17 protein-coding genes are annotated in these 21,099 nt (G+C 71.3%); 8 read left to right on the forward strand and 9 right to left on the reverse strand.

The window, feature by feature from the left end:
- Position 1: 1 nt before the first annotated feature.
- The gene (aspS, locus tag ABZ990_RS11755) at positions 2–1,825 is read right to left on the reverse strand and encodes an aspartate--tRNA ligase (RefSeq protein WP_361229081.1); all 1,824 of its coding nucleotides are present in this window, start codon (positions 1,823–1,825) and stop codon (positions 2–4) included.
- Positions 1,826–1,961: 136 nt separating this feature from the next.
- Between aspS and ABZ990_RS11760 the strand changes: the two genes are divergently transcribed.
- The gene (locus ABZ990_RS11760; protein ID WP_361229083.1) at positions 1,962–4,301 is read left to right on the forward strand and encodes a SpoIIE family protein phosphatase; all 2,340 of its coding nucleotides are present in this window, start codon (positions 1,962–1,964) and stop codon (positions 4,299–4,301) included.
- Positions 4,302–4,309: 8 nt separating this feature from the next.
- Here ABZ990_RS11760 and ABZ990_RS11765 read toward each other — a convergent pair whose 3' ends face one another.
- Together ABZ990_RS11765 and ABZ990_RS11770 are read right to left on the reverse strand one after the other, a co-directional pair.
- Positions 4,310–5,473, reverse strand: a complete 1,164-nt coding sequence (locus tag ABZ990_RS11765) for an AI-2E family transporter (RefSeq protein WP_361229172.1) — start codon at positions 5,471–5,473, stop codon at positions 4,310–4,312.
- A gap of 137 nt (positions 5,474–5,610) precedes the next feature.
- On the reverse strand, positions 5,611–6,303 hold the full coding sequence (locus ABZ990_RS11770) for a class I SAM-dependent methyltransferase (protein WP_361229085.1): 693 nt from the start codon (positions 6,301–6,303) through the stop codon (positions 5,611–5,613).
- A 278-nt stretch (positions 6,304–6,581) separates the two neighbouring features.
- On the opposite strand from ABZ990_RS11770, the gene ABZ990_RS11775 reads away from it, so the two are divergent.
- Together ABZ990_RS11775 and ABZ990_RS11780 are read left to right on the forward strand one after the other, a co-directional pair.
- A complete protein-coding gene (locus ABZ990_RS11775) occupies positions 6,582–7,118 on the forward strand; it encodes a UTRA domain-containing protein (protein ID WP_361229088.1) in 537 nt (178 codons plus the stop codon).
- 5 nt (positions 7,119–7,123) lie between these two features.
- A complete protein-coding gene (locus tag ABZ990_RS11780; RefSeq protein WP_361229091.1) occupies positions 7,124–7,891 on the forward strand; it encodes a GntR family transcriptional regulator in 768 nt (255 codons plus the stop codon).
- 232 nt (positions 7,892–8,123) lie between these two features.
- On the opposite strand, the gene ABZ990_RS11785 is transcribed toward ABZ990_RS11780, so the two are convergent.
- Positions 8,124–9,104 (reverse strand): pirin family protein, encoded by a 981-nt coding sequence (locus ABZ990_RS11785; RefSeq protein ID WP_361229094.1) that lies wholly within the window; start codon positions 9,102–9,104, stop codon positions 8,124–8,126.
- A 116-nt stretch (positions 9,105–9,220) separates the two neighbouring features.
- Complete coding sequence (locus tag ABZ990_RS11790; RefSeq protein ID WP_361229095.1) at positions 9,221–9,754, reverse strand: SseB family protein; 534 nt, start codon at positions 9,752–9,754, stop codon at positions 9,221–9,223.
- A 235-nt stretch (positions 9,755–9,989) separates the two neighbouring features.
- Here ABZ990_RS11790 and ABZ990_RS11795 point away from each other — a divergent pair, with 235 nt between their 5' ends.
- A complete protein-coding gene (locus ABZ990_RS11795) occupies positions 9,990–11,819 on the forward strand; it encodes an acyl-CoA dehydrogenase (protein WP_361229098.1) in 1,830 nt (609 codons plus the stop codon).
- Positions 11,820–12,001: 182 nt separating this feature from the next.
- Here the strand turns inward: ABZ990_RS11795 and ABZ990_RS11800 are convergent, their stop codons facing one another.
- The gene (locus tag ABZ990_RS11800; protein ID WP_361229101.1) at positions 12,002–12,193 is read right to left on the reverse strand and encodes a hypothetical protein; all 192 of its coding nucleotides are present in this window, start codon (positions 12,191–12,193) and stop codon (positions 12,002–12,004) included.
- 518 nt (positions 12,194–12,711) lie between these two features.
- Between ABZ990_RS11800 and ABZ990_RS11805 the strand changes: the two genes are divergently transcribed.
- Entirely contained in the window at positions 12,712–14,019 is a 1,308-nt protein-coding gene (locus ABZ990_RS11805; protein WP_361229104.1) for a M18 family aminopeptidase, read from the forward strand.
- 153 nt (positions 14,020–14,172) lie between these two features.
- Here ABZ990_RS11805 and ABZ990_RS11810 read toward each other — a convergent pair whose 3' ends face one another.
- Both ABZ990_RS11810 and ABZ990_RS11815 read right to left on the reverse strand, forming a co-directional pair.
- Positions 14,173–16,074, reverse strand: a complete 1,902-nt coding sequence (locus tag ABZ990_RS11810; RefSeq protein ID WP_361229106.1) for a thioredoxin-like domain-containing protein — start codon at positions 16,072–16,074, stop codon at positions 14,173–14,175.
- Positions 16,075–16,161: 87 nt separating this feature from the next.
- Complete coding sequence (locus ABZ990_RS11815; RefSeq protein WP_361229109.1) at positions 16,162–16,974, reverse strand: hypothetical protein; 813 nt, start codon at positions 16,972–16,974, stop codon at positions 16,162–16,164.
- Positions 16,975–17,285: 311 nt separating this feature from the next.
- On the opposite strand from ABZ990_RS11815, the gene ABZ990_RS11820 reads away from it, so the two are divergent.
- Genes ABZ990_RS11820 through ABZ990_RS11830 form a run of 3 tightly spaced genes read left to right on the forward strand, consistent with a single transcriptional unit; the run spans position 17,286 to position 20,133 of the window.
- A complete protein-coding gene (locus ABZ990_RS11820) occupies positions 17,286–18,839 on the forward strand; it encodes a hypothetical protein (protein ID WP_361229112.1) in 1,554 nt (517 codons plus the stop codon).
- Between the two features lie 21 nt (positions 18,840–18,860).
- Positions 18,861–19,613, forward strand: coding sequence for a hypothetical protein (locus ABZ990_RS11825; protein WP_361229114.1), 753 nt, complete (start codon positions 18,861–18,863; stop codon positions 19,611–19,613).
- A gap of 28 nt (positions 19,614–19,641) precedes the next feature.
- Positions 19,642–20,133, forward strand: coding sequence for an LURP-one-related family protein (locus ABZ990_RS11830; RefSeq protein ID WP_361229117.1), 492 nt, complete (start codon positions 19,642–19,644; stop codon positions 20,131–20,133).
- Positions 20,134–20,193: 60 nt separating this feature from the next.
- Here ABZ990_RS11830 and ABZ990_RS11835 read toward each other — a convergent pair whose 3' ends face one another.
- Positions 20,194–21,042 (reverse strand): carbon-nitrogen family hydrolase, encoded by an 849-nt coding sequence (locus ABZ990_RS11835; RefSeq protein WP_361229120.1) that lies wholly within the window; start codon positions 21,040–21,042, stop codon positions 20,194–20,196.
- Positions 21,043–21,099: the final 57 nt, after the last annotated feature.

Here is a 21,099-nt window from a genome sequence, read left to right on the forward strand (position 1 = left end):
TTCAGCCGCGCGCGGCGTCCGGGTGGACCGACTCCGTGACCGGGCGGCCGCCGTCGACGACCTTCGACTCGACCGGCTTGCGCAGGGCGATGTTCAGCTCCTTGAGGCGGGACTCGTCGAGTTCCGTCGGGGCGCCCATCATCAGGTCCTGCGCGTTGCCGTTGAGCGGGAAGGCGATGGTCTCGCGGATGTTCGGCTCGTCGGCGAGGAGCATGACGATCCGGTCGACACCCGGGGCGATGCCACCGTGCGGCGGGGCGCCGAACTGGAAGGCGCGCAGCATGCCCGCGAACTCGGTCTCGACGACCTCGCGCGGGTAGCCCGCGATCTCGAACGCCTTGAACATGATGGCGGGCTCGTGGTTCCGGATCGCGCCGGACGACAGCTCGATGCCGTTGCAGACGATGTCGTACTGCCAGCCGAGGATGTCCAGCGGGTCCTGGGTCTCCAGGGCCTCAAGGCCGCCCTGCGGCATCGAGAAGGGGTTGTGCGAGAAGTCGATCTTGCCGGTCTCCTCGTCCTTCTCGTACATCGGGAAGTCGACGATCCACGCGAAGCGGAAGACGTTCTCCTCGAAGCGGCCGGCGCGCTTGGCGGCCTCGACCCGGACCGGGCCCATGATCTTGGAGACCTCGTCGAACTCGCCCGCGCCGAAGAAGACGGCGTGGCCGGGCGCGAGGCCCAGGCGCTCGGTGAGGACCTTGACGTTGTCCTCGGTGAGGAACTTGGCGATCGGGCCGGTCAGGGCGTTGCCTTCGCCGACGCGGACCCAGGCCAGGCCCTTGGCGCCGAGGGAGACGGCGAAGTCGCCGAGGCCGTCGAAGAACTTCCGCGGCTGGTCACCGGTGTCCGGGACGGCCAGCGCACGGACGTGCTTGCCGGCGAACGCCTTGAACTCCGAGTCCGCGAAGACGTCGGTGATGTCGACGAGTTCGAGGTCGGTGCGCAGGTCCGGCTTGTCGTTGCCGTACTTGAGCATGGACTCGCGGAACGGGATCCGCGGGAACGGGCTGCTGACCGGACGGCCGCCGCCGAACTCCTCGAAGAGCTCGGTCATGAGCTTCTCGATCGGCTGGAAGACGTCCTCCTGCTCGACGAAGCTCATCTCGACGTCGAGCTGGTAGAACTCGCCCGGCGAGCGGTCGGCGCGGGCGTCCTCGTCGCGGAAGCAGGGCGCGATCTGGAAGTAGCGGTCGAAGCCCGAGATCATCAGCAGCTGCTTGAACTGCTGCGGGGCCTGCGGCAGCGCGTAGAACTTGCCCGGGTTCAGACGGGACGGGACCACGAAGTCACGCGCGCCCTCGGGGGAGGTGGCGGTGAGAATCGGGGTCGCCATCTCGTTGAAGCCGAGGGCCACCATCTTGGAGCGGATCGAGGCGATGACCGCCGACCGCAGCATGATGTTCTTGTGCATGCGCTCGCGGCGCAGGTCGAGGAAGCGGTACTCCAGGCGCCGCTCCTCGTTCACACCGTCGTCGGTGTTGATGGTGAACGGGATCTGCTGGGCCGCGCCGAGCACCTCGATGTCGGCGGCCTCGATCTCGATCTCGCCGGTGGCCAGCTCCGGGTTGATGTTCTCGGCGCCACGCGAGACGACCTTGCCGTCAACGCGGACGACCGTCTCCTTCGTCAGCTTGTCGAGGACCTCGGCCGCCGGCGTGCCGGGGCGGGCGACCAGCTGGGTGATGCCGTAGTGGTCGCGCAGATCGATGAAGAGGATGCCGCCCAGGTCGCGCCGATTGTGCAGCCAGCCGCTCAGCCGGACGTCGGTGCCGACGTCAGAGGCGCGGAGCTCGCCGCAGGTGTGGGACCTGTACCGATGCATCGTCGTTCATCCAGTCTTCGGGATCGGAGGGTGCGACTTACGAGATAAGTCAAGGGTCAGCCTACCGGGACGCCCCCGATCGCGATTCGAATACCGGCGGTGGCACCGCCGTCTCCGGAATTCGTAAAGTGGGGCAATGCGTACCGAGGATGTCCTGTCCGCCCTCGCCACCGGTCTGTGGCGGTGGGACAAAGCCTCCGGGATCGTCACGCTCGACGCCGAGGCGGCCCGGCTGGTCGGGCTGCCCGCGGAGCCCGTACGGCTCGGTGAGGCCGCCACCCGCTCCCGCTTCCACCCGGTCGACTGGAACGAGATCGACGGGGTCGTGGCCCTCGCCCTCGCCGAGGGGACCCTGGCCGAGTCCCGGCTGCGGGTCATGGACGAGTCCGGTCGGGTGATCCGTACCGTACGCGCCAGGTCCAAGCCCCTGCTCCAGAGCGACAACGGCCACGGCGCGGGTGCAGGGACCGGCACCGGCGGGGGCGCGACCCCCAACGACAGCGTCAGCGCGAACGGCTCGGCCCGGGCGCGCTACCAACTGGTCGGCACCCTCCAGGAGGTCACCGAGCCGCCGCCCGGCGCCGCCGCCCGCTCGCCCGTCACCGGCGACTGGCGGCGCTCGCGCGAGGCGTTCCTGCTCGACGCCGGGCGCGCGCTCGCGGAGGCGCGGTCCACGGCCGAGGTGCTGCGGGTGGCGGCCTCGCTGTCCATGCCCGGCTTCTCGCCGGACGGACTCGCGGTCTTCGGGCTGTCGGGCGAGCGGCTGACGGTCGTCGGTCACCACGGGCACGGCGAGGGTGACGACGGACCGTTCTCGTCGATGACGAGGGACACCGACTACCCGGCGGCCGAAGTCGTACGGACAGGGCGGGCGATCTATCTGCCGTCCCCGCAGGAGTACGCGCACCGCTTCCCCATGACCTGGCCGCTGGCCGAGCCGTTCGGGCGCCGCTCGTGGGCGTTCGTACCGCTGGTCGTCGCGGGACGGACGACGGGCGCGTGGATGGCGGCGTTCAAGCATCCGGTGGCGTTCACGCCGGACGAGCGGTCGGTCCTGACGACGGTGGCCCGGATGCTCGCCCAGGCGCTGACCCGCGCCGGCACCGCCGAATCGGAACGGGAACTCTCCCTCGGCCTCCAGCGCACGATGCTGCCGCTGCTCGGGCCGGGCATCCCGGGGATCCGGCTCGCGGCACGGTACGTGCCGACGGGCGGCGGGCTCCAGGTCGGCGGCGACTGGTACGACGTGATCCGGCTGCCCGGCGGGCCGGGCCCGGGACGGATCGCGCTGGTCATCGGCGACGTCCAGGGGCACGACGTCCGGGCCGCCGCGCTGATGGGACAACTGCGGATCGCCCTGCGGGCGTACGCCTCCGAGGGGCACCGGCCGGACGCGGTGCTGGCCCGGGCCTCGCGCTTCCTGTGCGGAATCAACGACGGGATCGCGGATGTCGGAATCACGGGAGACGGGATCGCGGGAGTCGGGACCGCGGGAGTCGGGATCACGGGAGTCGGGACCGGGGAAACAAGCGGCGATGGACCCGGCGGGGACCACGCTCCCCGGTTCGCGACCTGCCTCTATCTGGAGGTCGACCTGGAGACCGGGGTCGTCGACGTCGCGCGGGCCGGGCATCCGGATCCGGCGGTACGGATGAACGACGGCACCGTCCTGCTGCGGCCCACGGCCGGCGGCCTGCCCCTCGGCATCGACCCCGACACCGACTACCCCACCACCCGGCTCACCCTGGAGCCCGGCGAGACCCTGATGATCTGCACCGACGGGCTCCTGGAAACCGGCGGCCACGACCTCGACAGCGGCTGGGAACGGATCCGCCGCGTCCTGGAGGCCGAGATCGCCGAAACCACCGCATACACCGAAGGCGGCGGGTCCGGCGGGTCCGGCGGGGACCTCCGGGGCGGTCAGGATCTGGAAGCGCTCGCCGACCGGCTCGTGGAGGCCGTCCACGGGCCCGGCTCGCACCACACCACCGGACCGCTCGCCGAACGCCGCGAGGACGACATCGCCCTCGTCCTCCTCTCCCGCCGCCCGGCCGGCCCCGCCGTGCGCGAGGTACGGGAGCGGCCGCGGCGCACTCTGATGACGATCGCCCAGGCCGAACCGGAGCGCATCGCCGCCGCCCGCGCGCAGGTGCGCCAGCTGCTGCACGACTGGAAGGACGAGGACCAGCGCGACTCCGCCGTCCTGATGGTGTCGGAGATGGTCACCAACGTCCTCGTCCACACGGACGGCGACGCGCTCCTCGTCGCCGAGGTGGTCTGCCGGGCCGACGGCCGCCGGCTGCGGGTAGAGGTCTCCGACTCGAGCGACGAACTGCCGCACCGGCGCGACCCGGGCGAGATGGCCTCGAACGGGCGCGGGCTGGTGCTGATGGAGATGCTGGCGGAGACGTGGGGCGTGGATCCGCGGGGCGAGGGCAAGGCGATCTGGTTCGAGTTCCAGGAGCCGACAGGCTGACGGGCTGATCAGCCCGCCCCGGGCCCGCCTCCCGGACCGGCTCCAGACCCGCCCCCAGCCCCCTCCCCCGGCGGCTCGGATTCGGATTCGGGTGGCGGCGTGCCGTACCGGCCCCGCAGCTCCCCGACGACCCCGAAGAACGCCGCCGTCAGCGGTACGGCCAGCAGCATGCCCAGGATCCCGGCGACCGACGCTCCGGCCGTGATCGCCAGCATGACCAGCGCCGGATGCATCTGCACGGTGCGGCTCTGCACCACCGGCTGGAGTACGTGCCCCTCGATGACCTGCACCGCGAGGACGACGCCGAGCACCCACAGCGCGATGATCACCCCCCGGTCGGCGAGCGCGACGAGCACAGCGACGGCGCCGGACAGGAAGGCGCCGAGGTACGGGATGTACGCGCCGACGAAGACGAGCGCGGCGAGGCCGATCGCGCCCGGCACCCCGAGCACCAGCAGGCCGACGCCGATGAGGCAGGCGTCGACGGCCGCGATGAGCGTCGTCCCGCGCATGAACCCCTCGACGGCCTCGAAGGCGCGCCGCGCCATCGCCTCCACCATGTCGCCGGTGGACCGGGGCGCGAGCGTGCGCAGCGCGGCGAGCGCGCGGTCGGAGTCGCGCAGGAAGAAGAAGATGAGCAGCAGGGCGAGGACGGCGGTGGCGACCATCTGGGCGACGACGCTGAGCCCGGAGATCACCCCGGAGGCGGCGGTGCCGCCGAACTTCTCCAGGAGCTGCCGGGCGTTCTTGGCCAGGTCGTCGAGGGAGGTGCCGGCGGCGCCGAAGTGCCGGGCGATGCTCTCGCCCGCCTGCCGCAGCGAGGAGACGATCTCGTCGCCGGTGTCGACGAGGGCGGCGACCACGATGTACGTGATCCCGCCGACCACCACGAGCACGGCGAACACCGTCAGCCCGGCCGCGAGCGAACGCTGCACCCGCATCCGCAGCAGCCGCCGGTAGAGGGGCCCGAGCAGCCCGGTGCCGAGCAGCGCGAGCAGTACCGGGGTGACCGCCGTCTTGAAGACCACGACCAGCCAGACGACGACGCCCGCGACCCCGGCGACGAGCAGCGCGACGCCGCACCACGCGGCGGTACGGCGCGCGCCCTCGGGCAGCAGGGGCCGGGCCCCGGGCGGCTGCCGGTACGGCGGGGGCGGCGGCGCGGCGGACATACCCCCACCGGACCACGCCACCGGCCCCGCCGTCGCGCGCTGGACGCCGTACGGGTGACACGGCGTCAGGGCCATCGGGCCTCCCGCCCCGGGCCTGGCCCCATCCCGGGCCACGGCTTTCCGGGCGCCCGGCACCCTTACCGCGCGCGGGCGGTGATCAGAAGAGTGGTCGGCCAGGGGTCGAGGCGCGGGTGCCGCAGTTCGACGGCGGAGGTGAGTCGCAGGCCGGCCCGAGTGAGGTGGGCGGCCCAGCGGCTCGCGTCGAACTCCCAACGGGTGAGCGAAAGTCTGGTGTGGTCGGGCAAGGTGAGGTAGTCCTCGCGCGGGCGGTCGTCCGGCAGGGGATGCCTCCCGGCCCGTGCGGGGTGGGGCACGGAGAAGGCGAGGACGCCGCGGGGCGCCAGGCGACGGCGGATCGCCGGGAGCAGCAGTTCCGGCGCGACCAGACCGACGGCGCCGAAAACGGAGTAGACGGCGTCGAAGATCTGGTGGGTGGCCCGGAGGTGGTGCAGGGCGTGGCCTGCGGCGAAGGTGACACCGTCGATGCGGCCGTAGTGCGAGCGTGCCCGGCGTACCTGAAGTCCGACCAGATCGACGCCGGTGACGCGAGCCCGGTGGTACCGGGCCAGGTGGGCGGCGTTGTGTCCGGAGCCGCATCCCAGTTCCAGCAGGTGTTTGCCGGCCAGATCCCGGCCGATGATCTCGGCGCCGGGGCCCAGACCGGGGTGAGTGCTCCACTCCATCCGCGCGGGAGGGGTGAGGGCGTGGGCCGGGCCGGCGGCCAGCCGCTGGACGGCATGGGCGTACCAAGGGGATACCTGGGCACTCACCTGAGCCTCCTGGAACAGAGTTCGTCGGGGAAGCGGCGGCGGAGAACGGTGGTCGGGCTCTGTTCCAGTTCCATCAGGGCTCCAGCAGGGCGGCGATGGGCGGCAACGGATCGAAGACAGAAGACAACGGAGCCGCGCGGGATTCCGTGGAAACCAGCGCTTGGAGCGCACCTTAAGCGCTATCCACCTTAAGCGGCAAGCACTTAAGGTTTTCCATGAGGACCGGCCGCCATGAGGACGTAAGGTCGGACGCGAACCGTGAGCTTGGAGGTACGCCGATGTCGGGCGAGGCGTGGATCAGCGAGACGGCGCCCTATCTGGCTCCGCGCGAGCACGGACAGGCGGACGCGTGGACCGACGAGGCCGGACGCCGGGGGCGGCGTGGCGGGCAGCGCATGCTGAAGGTCGGCGAGGTGACGGCCCCGGAGACGATCCGGCGGGCACTGAACCTCGGACAGGGCCAACAGGCCGTCACCCGGGTCAGGTTGATCCTGCTGGACGAGCGACCTGTCGAGATCGCGAGCTCCTACTACCCGCCCGGGATCGCGCGGGGAACCCGCCTCGCCGACCCGCGCAAGATCCCCGGAGGCGCGGTCACCCTCCTGCGCGAGCTGGGCTGCACGGCGGGCACCGTCACCGAGGACGTGAGCGCCGGTCTGGCCGACCCGGAGGAGTGCGGCCATCTGGAACTCCCGCCCGGGAGCGCGGTCCTCCGTCTGCTCCGTACGACCAGCACCGCGGACGGGATCCCCTTCGAAGCCTCCTTGATGACCATGCCGGCCGGCCGGCACCTCACCTACCGACTCGGGAAGTAGAACGGATGCCAAGGGAGTTCAAAGACCCCAGATCCGCCCACCAGAAGATCGCCGCCGAAATCCGGCGGCGGATCACCCGGGGAGATCTCGCGCCCGGAAGCAAACTGGGGTCCACGGCGGAGCTGATGGAGCGGTACGGCAACGTCGCCAACACCACGGTCCAGAAAGCGCTGCAGATGCTCAAGGCAGAGGGCCTCGTGGAGGGCATGCCCGGCAAGGGCGTCTTCGTCCGCCCGCACGCGCAGCAGCCGATCGAGCCGATCGCCTTCATGAAGCCGGCCGAGGCCGGTGAGCCGTACCCGTGGGTGACGGAGGCGGCCAAGCGGCGGCAGACCGGCCGGTCCGAGCTGCTCGACGTCTCGGTGGTCCACCCTCCGAAGGAGGTCGCGGACGCGCTCGGACTGGCCGACGGCGATCAGGCCGTCCTGCGCAAACAGATCCTCTTCCTGGACGACGAGCCCACCGAACTCACCTGCTCGTACTACCCGCTCGGGCTGGCCGAAGGCACCCGGATGCTGGAGAAGAAGCGCATCCGCGGAGGCACCCCGGCCCTCCTCGCGTCGCTCGGGTTCCCGCCGCGCGAGTTCGTCGACGAGCTGTCGTCGGAGATCCCCACCGAGGAAGAGGTGGCCGCATTGGAGCTCCCCAAGGACATGCCCGTCCTGGTCGCGTTCCGGGTGGTCTACTCCGACGGCCGGCGCCCCATCGAGGCGACACTGATGACCAAGGCCGCGCACCGCTACCGCATGCGGTACCGGATGCCGGTCGAGTAGCGGCCCACACCGATCCACACCGATCCACACCGGCCCACACCGGCCCACACCGATGGCGTGCGCACGGGGCCCGGCAACCGGATCCACTGCCTCGCCAAGGGCCGGTACGCCGATGACATACGCGCGCGGGGCCCGGTCCGCCGTACGGACCGGGCCCCGCGGTGCCACCGCTGCCGAGGTCCACCGGAACCTCAGGGGCCGGTGAGACCCGCGCCGGGGATCACCCGCCGCGTCACGCCGTCGGCGGCTCCTGCTCGTTCATGCCGTGGACCGCCGGGATCGAGCCGAGCCGGCCCGCCTGGTAGTCCTCGAAGGCCTGGCGCAGTTCGGCCTGGTTGTTCATGACGAACGGGCCGTAGTGCGCCATCGGCTCGCGGATCGGCTGCCCGCCGAGGAGGACGACCTCCAGCTCCGGGGTGTTGCCGTCCTGCTTCTCGTCGGCGCGGATGACGAGCTTGCCGCCGCTGCCGAACACGGCGGTCTGGCCCATGTGGACCGGGCGCCGCTCCTCGCCGGCCGTGCCCCGGCCGGCCAGCACGTACGCGAGGCCGTTGAAGTCCTCGCGCCACGGCAGGGCGATCTCGGCGCCCGGCCGCAGGGTGGCGTGGATCATCGTGATCGGGGTGTGGGTGACGCCGGGGCCCTGGTGGCCGTCGAGCTCGCCCGCGATCACGCGGAGCAGCGCGCCGCCGTCGGGGCTGGTGAGGAGCTGGACCTGGCCGCCGCGGATGTCCTGGTAGCGGGGGGCCATCATCTTGTCGGCGGCCGGGAGGTTCACCCACAGCTGGAGGCCGTGGAAGAGACCGCCGCTGACCACCAGGCTCTCCGGCGGCGCCTCGATGTGCAGCAGGCCCGAGCCCGCGGTCATCCACTGGGTGTCGCCGTTGGTGATGGTGCCGCCACCGCCGTGCGAGTCCTGGTGGTCGAAGATGCCGTCGATGATGTAGGTGACGGTCTCGAAGCCGCGGTGGGGGTGCCAGGGGGTGCCCTTCGGCTCGCCCGGCGCGTACTCCACCTCACCCATCTGGTCCATCATGATGAACGGGTCGAGGTACTTGTAGTTGATGCCCGCGAAGGCGCGGCGCACCGGGAAGCCCTCGCCCTCGAATCCCGAGGGCGCCGTGGTCACGGCGAGTACGGGACGGGCGACAGCGTCCGCGGAAGCGGTGACGCGGGGCAGAGTGAGCGGGTTCTCGACAGTCACGGCAGGCATGGGATGACCTCCTTGTGCCTTCACTTTAGTTGAACGATGAACTTTCTGCCACCAGGAACGCGGAACGCCCGGGAGGAATTCCTCCCGGGCGTTCCCTCACCTGCTTCCAGGGTCCGTCAGCCGTACATCCTGCGCATCGCGTAGTCGACCATCTGCTCCACGGCCTTCGCGTCGAAGACCATGCGGTGCTCGCCCTCCATGTCGAGCACGAAGCCGTAGCCGGTCGGCAGCAGGTCGATCACCTCGGCACCCGTGATCACGAAGTACTTGGACTCCTTGCCCGCGTACCGCCGCAGCTCCTTGAGCGAGGTGAACATGGGGATCACCGGCTGCTGGGTGTTGTGCAGCGCCAGGAAGCCCGGGTTGTCACCGCGCGGGCAGTAGACCTTCGAGGTCGCGAAGATCTGCTGGAAGTCCTCGGCCGCCAGGGTGCCGGTCGTGAAGGCGCGCACCGCGTCGGCCAGCGACGGGGGCGAGGGTTCCGGATAGAGCGGGGGCTGCTGTCCGTAGCCGCCCTGCATGCCCCCCGGCATCCCCCCTTGCATCCCCGTCTGCATGCCCGGCTGCTGCTGCATGCCGGGGTGCATGCCCTGCTGCGGAGGCGGGCCGTACTGCTGCTGCGCGCCCGGATTCTGCTCGTAGCCGTACATGGGGCCGAAGCCTACTGCGTCACAGTTCCGGCGAAGGGGGTTGCTCTTATTACCGGTGGGTAGCATCATCGTAGAGAACGTGCGCTACTCGTGAGTAGCCCAAGCGGTACGTGAGTCTCCCGCGCGAAAAGCGCGTGAACGGCACGGACGGCGGGCCCGCGGAGTGCGTACGTACGCGTGTGTACGAGGAACCCGCCGAGGAACCTGCCTCCCCGAGCCTTACGGAGCCGTCGCCATGGGGCACTACAAGTCGAATCTCCGCGACATCGAGTTCAACCTCTTCGAGGTGCTCGGCCGCGACAAGGTGTACGGCACCGGTCCGTTCGAGGAGATGGACGTCGACACCGCGAAGAGCATCCTCGACGAGATCCGCCGTCTCGCCGAGAACGAGCTCGCCGAGTCGTTCACCGACGCCGACCGCAACCCGCCGGTCTTCGACCCGGAGACCAACACCGCCCCGGTCCCGGCCTCCTTCAAGAACTCGTACAACGCGTTCATGGAGTCCGAGTACTGGCGCCTCGGCATCCCCGAGGGCATCGGCGGCACCCCGTCCCCGCGCTCCCTCATCTGGGCCTACGCGGAGCTGCTCCTCGGCGCCAACCCGGCCATCTGGATGTACGCCTCCGGCCCGGCCTTCGCCGGCATCCTCTACAACGAGGGCAACGAGGCGCAGAAGAAGGTCGCCGAGATCGCCGTCGACCGCCGCTGGGGCTCCACCATGGTCCTCACCGAGCCCGACGCCGGCTCCGACGTCGGCGCCGGCCGCACCAAGGCCGTCCAGCAGGAGGACGGCTCCTGGCACATCGAGGGCGTCAAGCGCTTCATCACCTCCGGTGAGCACGACATGGAGGAGAACATCCTCCACTACGTCCTCGCCCGCCCCGAGGGTGCCGGCCCCGGCACCAAGGGCCTCTCCCTCTTCCTCGTCCCGAAGTTCGAGTTCGACTGGGAGACCGGCGAGCTGGGCGCCCGCAACGGCGTCTACGCCACCAACGTCGAGCACAAGATGGGCCTCAAGGCCTCCAACACGTGCGAGATGACCTTCGGCGACAAGCACCCCGCCAAGGGCTGGCTCATCGGCGACAAGCACGACGGCATCCGCCAGATGTTCCTCATCATCGAGTTCGCCCGCATGATGGTCGGCACGAAGGCGATCTCCACCCTCTCCACGGGCTACCTCAACGCCCTGGAGTACGCCAAGGAGCGCGTCCAGGGCACCGACCTGGCCGACTTCATGGACAAGGCCGCGCCCAAGGTCACCATCACGCACCACCCCGACGTCCGCCGCTCGCTGATGACGCAGAAGGCGTACGCCGAGGGCATGCGCTCCCTCGTCCTCTACACGGCCTCCGTGCAGGACGAGATCGCGATGAAGGAAGCCGCGGGCGAGGACGCCAAGGCCCTGCACGGCCTGAACGACCTGCTGCTCCCGATCGTCAAGGGCTACGGCTCCGAGAAGGGCTACGAGCAGCTCGCGCAGTCGCTCCAGACCTTCGGCGGCTCCGGCTTCCTGCAGGAGTACCCGATCGAGCAGTACATCCGCGACTCCAAGATCGACACCCTGTACGAGGGCACCACCGCCATCCAGGGCCAGGACTTCTTCTTCCGCAAGATCGTCCGCGACCAGGGTGCCTCCCTGAACGCGCTCGCCGAGGAGATCAAGAAGTTCCTCGCCGTCGGCACCGGCGGCGACGACCTGGCCGGCGCCCGCGACGCGCTCGCCAAGGCCGCCGTCGACCTCGAGGCCATCGTCGGCACGATGATCACCGACCTCACCGCCACCGGCGAGGACGTCAAGAACATCTACAAGGTCGGCCTCAACACCACCCGCCTGCTGCTCGCCGCCGGTGACGTCGTCGTCGGCTACCTGCTGGTGCGCGGCGCGGCCGTCGCCGCCGACAAGCTCGCGGCCGGCGCCACGGGCAAGGACGTCGCCTTCTACCAGGGCAAGATCGCCGCCGCGAAGTTCTTCGCCGCGAACATCCTGCCGGGCGTCTCCGCCGAGCGTCTCCTCGCCGAGGGCGTCGACCGCTCGCTGATGGACCTGGACGAGGCCGCGTTCTAACCACGCACAGGTACGCGCCTGAGTCCACAAAAGAACGGCTCGCTCCCGGGGAGGGGAGCGGGCCGTTCGCTTTTTTTGGGGGCGGGCGCACGAGAAAGGGTTCCCTCATCCGATTACGGAACGGGGGAACCCTTTTCGTTTGACCGGCGGCCGAGAAGACGGCTACACCGGGGAACTGACGGCTACACCAGGGAACTCCCGGAGTCGCCTTCGCTCCTGCCGCGCCTGTGGTGGCGCACCACGAAGAAGAGGGACGCGACGAGCGCCACGAACCACACCACGATCTCAAGGTCGCCGAAGTTCGTACCCAGCGCCACGAGAACAAGGAGGAACAGAAGGACAACGGCGACGATTGACCCGATGAGCGATTTCACTTGTCCACTCTCAGACCCTGACCTGGAGCCACGGGTGGGGCTCCTTCGGAGCCCCGGCGGATTCGGACACTACACAGAACATCCCGGCCCACGCGAGAGGATCGGGATTTACCTGAGGAACATCTGAGGTCCACCGGAACCTGGAATCAGACTTATGAATGCAAACCAGAAGCATCCATTCCCTGGCCGAAGCCGCGATTCAGGCGCCGGGACGGCTCGATGGAATTCCCGCCGACTCGTCCCGAGTACGTCAGAATTCCCGCCCGGAAAAGGGAATTGCCGATTCCGATTTCGCTCGCACGCGGCACGGCCGGCGCAGGCGCGGGGAAGAGGAACGTGGTCGTCCGCGGGGCGTCCGAGACGAGGGGAGACGGGGGACGAGACGGGGGCAAGACGGGAGTCGAGACGGGAGGAAAGTCGGAGGCCTCTCGCCGTCACCGCGCCGCGCGCCGGCCCCTTCCCCCGAGGTGTGACAACACCTCACGTCCACATACCGAGACCTGCGTAAGGTGAACGGCATGAGTAGCGCACCCGTCCGCTTCGACCGCGGCCACACCGATGACCTCATGACCTTCCTCGCGGCCTCGCCCTCGCCGTACCACGTGGTGGCGAGCACCGCCGCGCGGCTGGAGGAGGCCGGCTTCCGCAAGGTCGAGGAGACCGATGCCTGGGACGGGACGGCCGGCGGGAAGTATGTGGTCCGCGGCGGCGCGATCATCGCCTGGTACGTGCCCGAGGGCGCCGCCCCGCACACCCCGTTCCGCATCATCGGCGCCCACACCGACTCCCCCAACCTGCGGGTCAAGCCCCGGCCCGACTTCGGCCGCGAGGGCTGGCGCCAGGTCGCCGTCGAGGTCTACGGCGGGCCGCTGATGAACAGCTGGCTCGACCGCGACCTCGGCATCGCCGGCCGGCTGACCCTGCGCGACGGCAGCCACCACCTGGTGAACGTCGACCGGCCGCTGCTGCGCGTCCCCCAGCTCGCCATCCACCTGGACCGGGGCGCCAACGACGGCCTGAAGCTGGAGCGTCAGCGCCACATGCAGCCGATCTGGGGCCTGGGCGAGGTGAACGAGGGCGACTTCGTCGCGTTCGTCGCCAAGGAGGCCGGCCTGGACGCCGAGGACGTCACCGGCTGGGACCTGATGACCCATCCGGTCGAGGCGCCCGCCTACCTGGGCCTGGACGGCGAACTGCTGGCCGGTCCGCGGATGGACAACCTGCTGTCCGTGCACGCCTGCACCGCCGCGCTCGCCGCCGTCGCGGGCACCGGGGCCGAGGGCCGCGACGCACTGCCGTACATCCCCGTCTTCGCCGCCTTCGACCACGAGGAGAACGGCTCCGAGGCCGACACCGGCGCCCAGGGCCCGCTGCTCGGCAACGTCCTGGAGCGTTCGGTGTACGCGCGGGGCGGCGGTTACGAGGACAAGGCGCGGGCGCTCGCGGGCTCCGTGTGCCTGTCGTCCGACGTCGGCCACGCCGTACACCCCAACTACAGCGAGCGCCACGACCCGACGCACCACCCGCGCCCCAACGGCGGCCCGATCCTCAAGGTGAACGTCAACCAGCGGTACGCCACCGACGGCAACGGCCGCGCGATCTTCGCCGCCGCCTGCGACAAGGCGGGTGTGCCGTGGCAGTCGTTCGTCTCCAACAACGACATGCCCTGCGGCACGACGATCGGCCCGATCACCGCCGCCCGGCACGGCATCACGACCGTCGACATCGGCGTCGCCTGCCTGTCGATGCACAGCGCCCGTGAGATGTGCGGCTCGGACGACCCGCACCACCTCGCGAACGCGCTCGTGGCGTTCCTGGCGGGCTGAGCCCCGAGTCCGCGGCGGGCCCGCCGAACGGGCCCGACCACCGGGACAGGTGGTCGGGCCCGTTCGTGTCCGGGGCAGGTCCGGCTCGGGTCCGATGCGGGTCCGGGTCCGGGTCCGGGTCCGATGCGGGCTTGAACCCGATGCCGACTCGGGTCAGCCGTCCATGCCCGCGAGGATCAGCGGCAGCCGGGCCGTCCCCGCGTCGGTGATCCGCACCGGCACACCCCAGTCCTGCTGGTGGACGTGGCAGGCCGGGTACTCGTTCGCCGGGTCGTCGTCGCAGGACGCGGCCATCGCCGAGACGTGCAGGACGCCCTCGGTGAGTTCCGGGTTCAGCTCCAGGTCCCGGAACAGGTCCGTGCCCGTGCCCTCGCCGGACCGCAGCAGCTCCGGCGGCGTCGAGGAGACGAGGAGCCGGGTCGACGGGCCGTAGCGCTGGTCCAGCTTCTGGCCCTTCGGCGCCTGGAACACCACGTCGAGACGGAGCCGGCCCGGGGCGACCTCGGTGGCCTCGCGCCGGGTGCGGTGGGCGACGGCCTCGACCCGTACCGCCTCCTCCGGCAGCCGCAGCCGGGTCAGCCGGTGCCGGGCCGACTCGACGACCACGACGTCCTCGCCGACGACGACCGCGTCGCTCGGCTCGCGCAGATCCGTGGCCAGGGTGGTGACATCGCCGCTCGCCGGGTCGAAACGGCGCAGGGTGTGGTTGTACGTGTCGCAGACGGCGACCGAACCGTCGGGCAGGACGGTCACGCCCAGCGGGTGCTGGAACAGCGCCTGGTCCGCCGCGCCGTCGCGGTGACCGAAGTCGAACAGGCCGGTGCCGACGGCGGTGTGCACCACGTCGTCGGTGTCGATGTAGCGCAGGGCGCTGGTCTCCGAGTCCGCGATCCACAGCCGGTCCCCGGCGGCGGCGAGCCCCGACGGCTGCGCGAACCACGCCTCGGCGGCGGGCCCGTCGACCAGACCCTCGTTGGTGGTGCCGGCCGCGACCTCGACGGTGCCCGTCTCCGGGTCGTACGTCCAGATCTGGTGCACCCCGGCCATCGCGATCCACACCTTGCCGCGCCACCAGGCCACGTCCCACGGCGAGGACAGGTCCACCTCCAGGGCCGGGCCGGAGGTCGGCGAGCCCTGCCACCACTGGCGGCCGGTGCCCGCGATCCGCTCGACCGTGCCGGTGGCCGGGTCGAACAGCTTCAGCGCGTGGTGGACGGTGTCGGCGACGACGACCTGACCGGACGGCAGCAGCGCGAGGCCCTGCGGCTCCCGGAACCCGCCGTCCACGCCAGTAGTACCCGTCGGACCCTCCATGCCGGTCGCGCCCGCCGCCGCACCGCCCGCGCCGTCGATGCGGCGGACGACGGTCTCGCCGTCCTCCGCCAGCTCGACGAGCTGGTGGCGGGTGGTGTCGGAGACGAGCAGGTTCCCGGACGGCAGCACGACCGCCTTGCCGGGGAAGCGCAGATCGGTCGCGGCCGGCTCCGGCGGCACGTACGGTCCGTCGCCGCGCCGCAGCGTCCCCTTCGCCTCGTGCTCCGCCTCCAGCTCCTCCACCAGGGCCCGGATCGCGTTGGCGTGTCCCTCGCCCGCGTGCTGGGCGACGACGTACCCCTCGGGGTCGATGACGACGAGCGTCGGCCAGGCCCGTACGGCGTACTGCTTCCAGGTCGTCAGCTCCGGGTCGTCGAGCACCGGGTGGTGCACCTCGTAGCGCTCGACGGCGTCGACGACCGCCTGGTGCTCGGCCTCGTGCACGAACTTCGGCGAGTGGACGCCGACGATGACGAGCGTGTCACGGTGCTTCTCCTCCAGCTCGCGCAGCTCGTCGAGGACGTGCAGGCAGTTGATGCAGCAGAAGGTCCAGAAATCGAGCAGAACGATCTTGCCGCGCAGTTCGGCGAGGGTCGGTTCGTCCCCTCCGGTGTTGAGCCAGCCGCCCTTGCCGACGAGTTCGGGGGCACGGACACGGACCCGGCGGCGGGGCTCGGGAGCGGACCCGGGAGTGAGGGCGGAAGCGGTCTCGGCAGCGGACGCGGGGGCGGCATCGTTCATGGTTCAAGCTTGCCATTCGTCGATGAAGGCGGGATCAAGAGTTCATGACGCGAGTGCCGCCCCGAGGGGCGCCCGCCACCCCGGGACTCAGATCGCGGCGGGGGTGTGGGGCGCCACCGCGACCTGGGCCATCGTCCGGAGTCTCGTGAAGTAGGAGGCGCCGTACTCCTCGTTGATCAGGGGCACGACCTTGTCGAGGTCGGCGATGCGGCCCCAGAGGGAGGCGATGCCCCCGTCGTCGAGTCCGCCGTCCAGTTCTCCCCGCACGAGGCCGGCGACGTCGGCGTCCAGGAGGACCAGGTCCACGCCGTCGAAGCCCACGCCGCGAAAGCCCTCGGGAAACAGTGCGCGCCGGTGCTCCTCCCACAGCCGGGCGAGTCCGCCGACGGGCCGTGCTCCGCCCGCCGTGGCTGTCGTCTCCGCTGTCGGCAGTGGGCGGAGAAGCAGGTCGACGGCGTCGAAGACGGCGCGCACCATGACCGCCGCTCGGGCCGGTCCGAGAGCGGCGCTCGACACAGCGCCCCGCGTGAGCCTGTCGCTCAGGAGCCGGCCTCGGTCGAGTTCGGCGGCGAGTGCGGCCGGGACGAGCCCCGCGTCGGTGGCCCGCCGGATCAGGGCGTGGAGCGGGTCGCTCGCGCCCAGGCGCTCGGCGAGCACGTGCTCCAGCGCGAGCAGCGAGTGGGTGACGGCGACCGTGGCGAACTCGTACCGGTAGAAGGAGTGCCGGATGAGTTCGCGGGCGGTTTCCATCGCGCTCATGACGTGCATCGACGCCCCGCGCGGCAGGACCAGGTCCGAGACCAGGGCGTGCATGCCGCCGTAGTCCAGAGCGATGCCGCCGGAGCGAGGGTCCGGCATGGGCGTGGAAAGCGGGCCGGGCACCGGCGGCGGGGTGGTCACCGGGGCAGTCTCACCGCCGGAAGGCTGTCGGTGCCATCGGATTCCTCGGCTCTCTCCCCCTTGCCGATCCGGCGGTCGGCAAGGGGGAGAGAGCCGAGGGAGGGGCCCCGCGAGGGAAACGGGTGAATGCGCGTGTCGTGCCCGGGGCCGGTGGGGCGGAGGCGCACAGCATGGCTGTGCGGCACGATCATCCGACTATTAGGCCGGGAGGCGTCATGCGGGACACGCGGGGACCGTGCCCGACCCGCACGCCCCGCGCATCCCTCACGTCCCTCGCACCCCGCGCATCCCATGCCCCGCGTCGGGCCCTTGTGCCGCATCCGCCCCCCGCGTCGCTTCCGCCCCTCCTCCCTCTCGCCTCCGCCGCCCTCGCCCTGGCGTTCGTCCTCGCGCTGTGTCCGTACCTGCCCGCGCACGCGGGCGGCGTCGGCGAGAACGCCCTCGGTCTGACCGTCACCGTCGACACCGTCCCCGGACTGCCCGGGCCGCTCGTGCGGACGGGCGCGGCCGTCGTGAAGCGGTATCGGCTGGTCAACGGGGGTGAGGCCGATCTGTACGGGGTGACGGTCACCGACGGCCAGGTGCCCGGCGGGCGGATCAGCTGCCCGGCCCGTACGCTCGCCGCGCTCGGCTCCCTGGAGTGCACCGCCCGCTTCCCGGCCCTCGCGGGAAAGCAGGTGGGGCCGGTCACCGCCCAGGGCGACGTCCCGTCCCTCGGCCGGCACCTCACCGCCTCCGCTCGCGCCGGGTACGAGGGAGTGGGCGGCGCGCTCGACCTCGCCGAGACCGTACGGGTCGCCGGGGACGAGGCGGTCGTCTCGTACACCGTCACCAACCGGGGCGACCGGCCTCTGTACGACCTCCGGCTCACCGACACGGCCCTCGGCGCCGCCCCCGGCGCGCCGGGGTGCGCGACGGCGCTGGCGCCCGGGGTGTCCGCCGGGTGCACGGCGACGGTACGGCGCCCCCCGGGGTCGTACCGCAGCACCGGACGGGTCACCGGCACCGACCGGATCACGACCCTGGCCGAGGACGGCGGCCGCGTCCCGCCCCCGCTCCTCACCGCCGACGCCACGGCCGCCTTCCGGATCCCGGGCGGCCGGGAGGCCAGATCCGGGGCAGGGACAGGGACCGGGGCAGGGGCCGGGGCCGCCGGTGCGGGTGGTGCGGGTCCCGGTGGAGCGGGGGCTACGGGCGGTACGGGAGCGGGGACACGTACGGGACCCGGAGCGGCCGTACCTCCCACGCCGGGAACCACCGCAGGAGCCGGGGCCGGGGCCGGAGCCACGGCAGGAGCTGGAGCCGGGGCCGGAGCCGCCGGTGCGGCTCCCCCGGGTGCGGGCGCCGGAGCGGGAGCGGGGGCGGGCGCCGGAGCAGGCGCCGGAGCCGCCGCCCTCGCGCGGGCCGCCGCGGCGGCTGCCGCCGCCCTCGCAGCCGCCGCCGAAGAAGCCCTGACCGCCCAGACTGCCCCCACCGGAACCGGAACCGGCCCGTCCGGCGCCGAGGAGGGCCTGCCGGCGGAGGGTCTGGCGCCGGGCGCCGGAACCGGCCCCGGGACGGCCTCGGAGACCGGCGGCGAGTCCGGCACCACGGCGGGAACCACCACCGGGACCACAGCCGGAACCGGGACCGGAACCGGAACCGGAAACGGAAACGGAAACGGGACCGCGACCACCGCCGGGACCGGGACAGCCCGTCCGCCCGGCACCCGTCCCCCCTCGGCCGCCGGAAGCGAGGAGGCCCTGCTGCCCCGGCTGCGCCACCGGGTCCGGCAGATCCCCCACCTCGGCATCGCCTGGATCCTGCTCCTGCTCCTCATCCCCGCCGCCGTCGCCGCCGCCCTGTTCGGCTCCCGCAACCTCTGAACGAACACCCCTGGGAGACCCATGGCTCTGTCCGAGACCCTCGTCCTCACCTGCGTCGTGGCGCTCGTCTCCGCGCTCGCCGTGCTCGTCAAGAACCGGCTGTTCCCGGTCGGGGAGGACGAGGAGCCACGCGAGGACGTCGCCGAGTACATCGCGATGATGGTGTCCGTCCTCTACGCGCTCGTACTCGGTCTGTGCCTCGTCTCCGTCTGGGACACCCGTTCGGCCGCGTCCGACGCCGTCCAGGCCGAGGCCAGCGCCCTGCACCAGACGTATCTGCTCGCCGACGTCTTCCCCACCGCGCAGAAGCAGGCCGTCCGCAACGCCGCGACCGCCTACGCCTCCTATGTCGTCCATGCCGAATGGCCGTTGATGGTCGAGCGCGAGCCGCTCGGCTCCGAGGGCTGGAATCTGCTGGGCCAACTGCGCGACGCCACCTGGATCCGCGGCTCCGGCAACACCAAACAGCAGATCGTCGCGCAGGAGTTGACGGCGCAGCTCAGCAATGTGGACGACGCGCGCCGCAGCCGGGAGGCGGCCTCCCAGGAGAGTCTGTCGTCGGTGCTGTGGGCCGGTCTGATCATCGGTGCTGTGCTGACGATCGCGTTCATGTTCCTCTTCGGGATCGAACGCACCACCACCCATGTGGTGATGGTGATGGGCCTGTCCGGCTTCATCGCCTTCACCGTGCTGCTCATCCAGCAGATCAACGTGCCCTTCGGCGACCTGTTCGGCGCGAACTCGACCCCGTTCACCCGCTACTTCTCCGTCTGAACGAACCGGCGCTCCACTAAAGGCCACCATGAAGTACCTGGTACGGGACAAGATCCTCGCCATCGGCGACGACTACTGGATCGAGGACGAGCACGGCCGCCATGCCTTCCTCGTGGACGGCAAGGCCCTGCGGCTGCGCGACACCCTGGAACTGAAGGACCCGGACGGGCAGATCCTCGCCACCCTGCGGCAGAAGATGTTCAGCCTGCGCGACACGATGACCATCGAGCGCGACGACCGCCCGCTCGCCACCATCCGCCGCAAGCGGCTCTCGCTGCTGCGCAACCACTTCCGGGTGAGCCTCGTCGACGGCACCGAGCTCGATGTCAGCGGGCGGGTGCTGGACCGGGAGTTCGCCGTCGAGTACGAGGACGAACTCCTCGCCCACATCTCCCGTCAGTGGTTCCACGTGCGCGACACGTACGCCGTGAACGTCGTCCGTGACGACGCCGATCCCGCCCTGCTCATCGCGGTCGCGGTGTGCGTGATCCGGATGGCCGAGCGGGAACGGGAGGACTGAGGACCGGGGACGGCCCGGGGGCCGCCCCTACGGGTCCTACGGGTCCTACGGGGCCCGTGTCTACAGCCCCTGCCCCTGCCCCTGGCCCAGCACGCGGTCCTTAAGGGCCGGGAATTGCTCCCGCGTCGACGCCACCTTCGCCGGGTCGAGGACGACCCGCAGGGTCTCCTCGCCGGGACCGGCCTCCGCCAGGACCTCGCCCCAGGGGTCCACGACGATCGAGTGGCCGGCCTGTTCGACGTCCGCGTGCGTACCGGCGGTGCCGCAGGCCAGCACGTACGCCTGGTTCTCGACGGCGCGCGCCCGCGCGAGCAGCGTCCAGTGGCCTCGGCGGCGGGCGGGCCAGCCGGCCGGGATCACGAACGCCTCGGCGCCGGAGTCGACCAGACCGCGGAAGAGTTCGGGGAAGCGCAGGTCGTAGCAGGTGGCGACGCCGACGGTAAGCCGCGGCAGGTCGACGGTGACGAGATCCTCGCCGGCCGCCATCAGCACGGCCTCGCCCTTGTCGAAGCCGAAGCGGTGGATCTTGCGGTAGGAGGCGACGAGTTCGCCGTCGGGGGAGAAGACGAGCGAGGTGTTGTAGAGGGCCCCCGCACCCGGACCGGTCGTGCCACCACCGCTGTTGCCACTGCCACTGCCGCCGGGGACCTTCTCGACGATCGACCCCGCGTGCAGCCACACTCCGGCGTCCCGCGCGGCGTCGGCCATCATCCCGTAGGTGGGACCCTTCAGGGGTTCCGCCTCGGCGGCGAACGCCTCATAGGCGAACGCACCGGTCGGCCACAGCTCCGGCAGGACCACGAGGTCGGCGGCGCCCCGTTCCTCCCGCACCAGCCGGGCCACGCGCGCCCGCCTGTCGTCGACTGGTTCGTCCGGGTCTACCGCGATCTGGATCAGCGAGGCGCGCACACTACCACCGTCCTGGCATTCGAGCCGTCAACACCGGCCTACGATCGTCACACGAAA

The sequence above is a fragment of the Streptomyces sp. NPDC046203 genome (assembly GCF_040646255.1).
In the GTDB taxonomy this organism is placed as follows: Bacteria; Actinomycetota; Actinomycetes; order Streptomycetales; family Streptomycetaceae; genus Streptomyces.

Excerpts from the sequence above, each read along its gene's own strand:
- ABZ990_RS11790 (WP_361229095.1), bottom strand. The coding sequence starts at position 9,754 with ATGTACGGCTACGAGCAGAATCCGGGCGCGCAGCAGCAGTACGGCCCG.
- ABZ990_RS11765 (WP_361229172.1), bottom strand. The coding sequence starts at position 5,473 with ATGTCCGCCGCGCCGCCGCCCCCGCCGTACCGGCAGCCGCCCGGGGCC.
- ABZ990_RS11780 (WP_361229091.1), top strand. The coding sequence starts at position 7,124 with ATGCCAAGGGAGTTCAAAGACCCCAGATCCGCCCACCAGAAGATCGCC.
- ABZ990_RS11810 (WP_361229106.1), bottom strand. The coding sequence starts at position 16,074 with ATGAACGATGCCGCCCCCGCGTCCGCTGCCGAGACCGCTTCCGCCCTC.
- ABZ990_RS11785 (WP_361229094.1), bottom strand. The coding sequence starts at position 9,104 with ATGCCTGCCGTGACTGTCGAGAACCCGCTCACTCTGCCCCGCGTCACC.
- ABZ990_RS11825 (WP_361229114.1), top strand. The coding sequence starts at position 18,861 with ATGGCTCTGTCCGAGACCCTCGTCCTCACCTGCGTCGTGGCGCTCGTC.
- ABZ990_RS11795 (WP_361229098.1), top strand. The coding sequence starts at position 9,990 with ATGGGGCACTACAAGTCGAATCTCCGCGACATCGAGTTCAACCTCTTC.
- aspS (WP_361229081.1), bottom strand. The coding sequence starts at position 1,825 with ATGCATCGGTACAGGTCCCACACCTGCGGCGAGCTCCGCGCCTCTGAC.
- ABZ990_RS11805 (WP_361229104.1), top strand. The coding sequence starts at position 12,712 with ATGAGTAGCGCACCCGTCCGCTTCGACCGCGGCCACACCGATGACCTC.
- ABZ990_RS11760 (WP_361229083.1), top strand. The coding sequence starts at position 1,962 with ATGCGTACCGAGGATGTCCTGTCCGCCCTCGCCACCGGTCTGTGGCGG.
- ABZ990_RS11775 (WP_361229088.1), top strand. The coding sequence starts at position 6,582 with ATGTCGGGCGAGGCGTGGATCAGCGAGACGGCGCCCTATCTGGCTCCG.
- ABZ990_RS11830 (WP_361229117.1), top strand. The coding sequence starts at position 19,642 with ATGAAGTACCTGGTACGGGACAAGATCCTCGCCATCGGCGACGACTAC.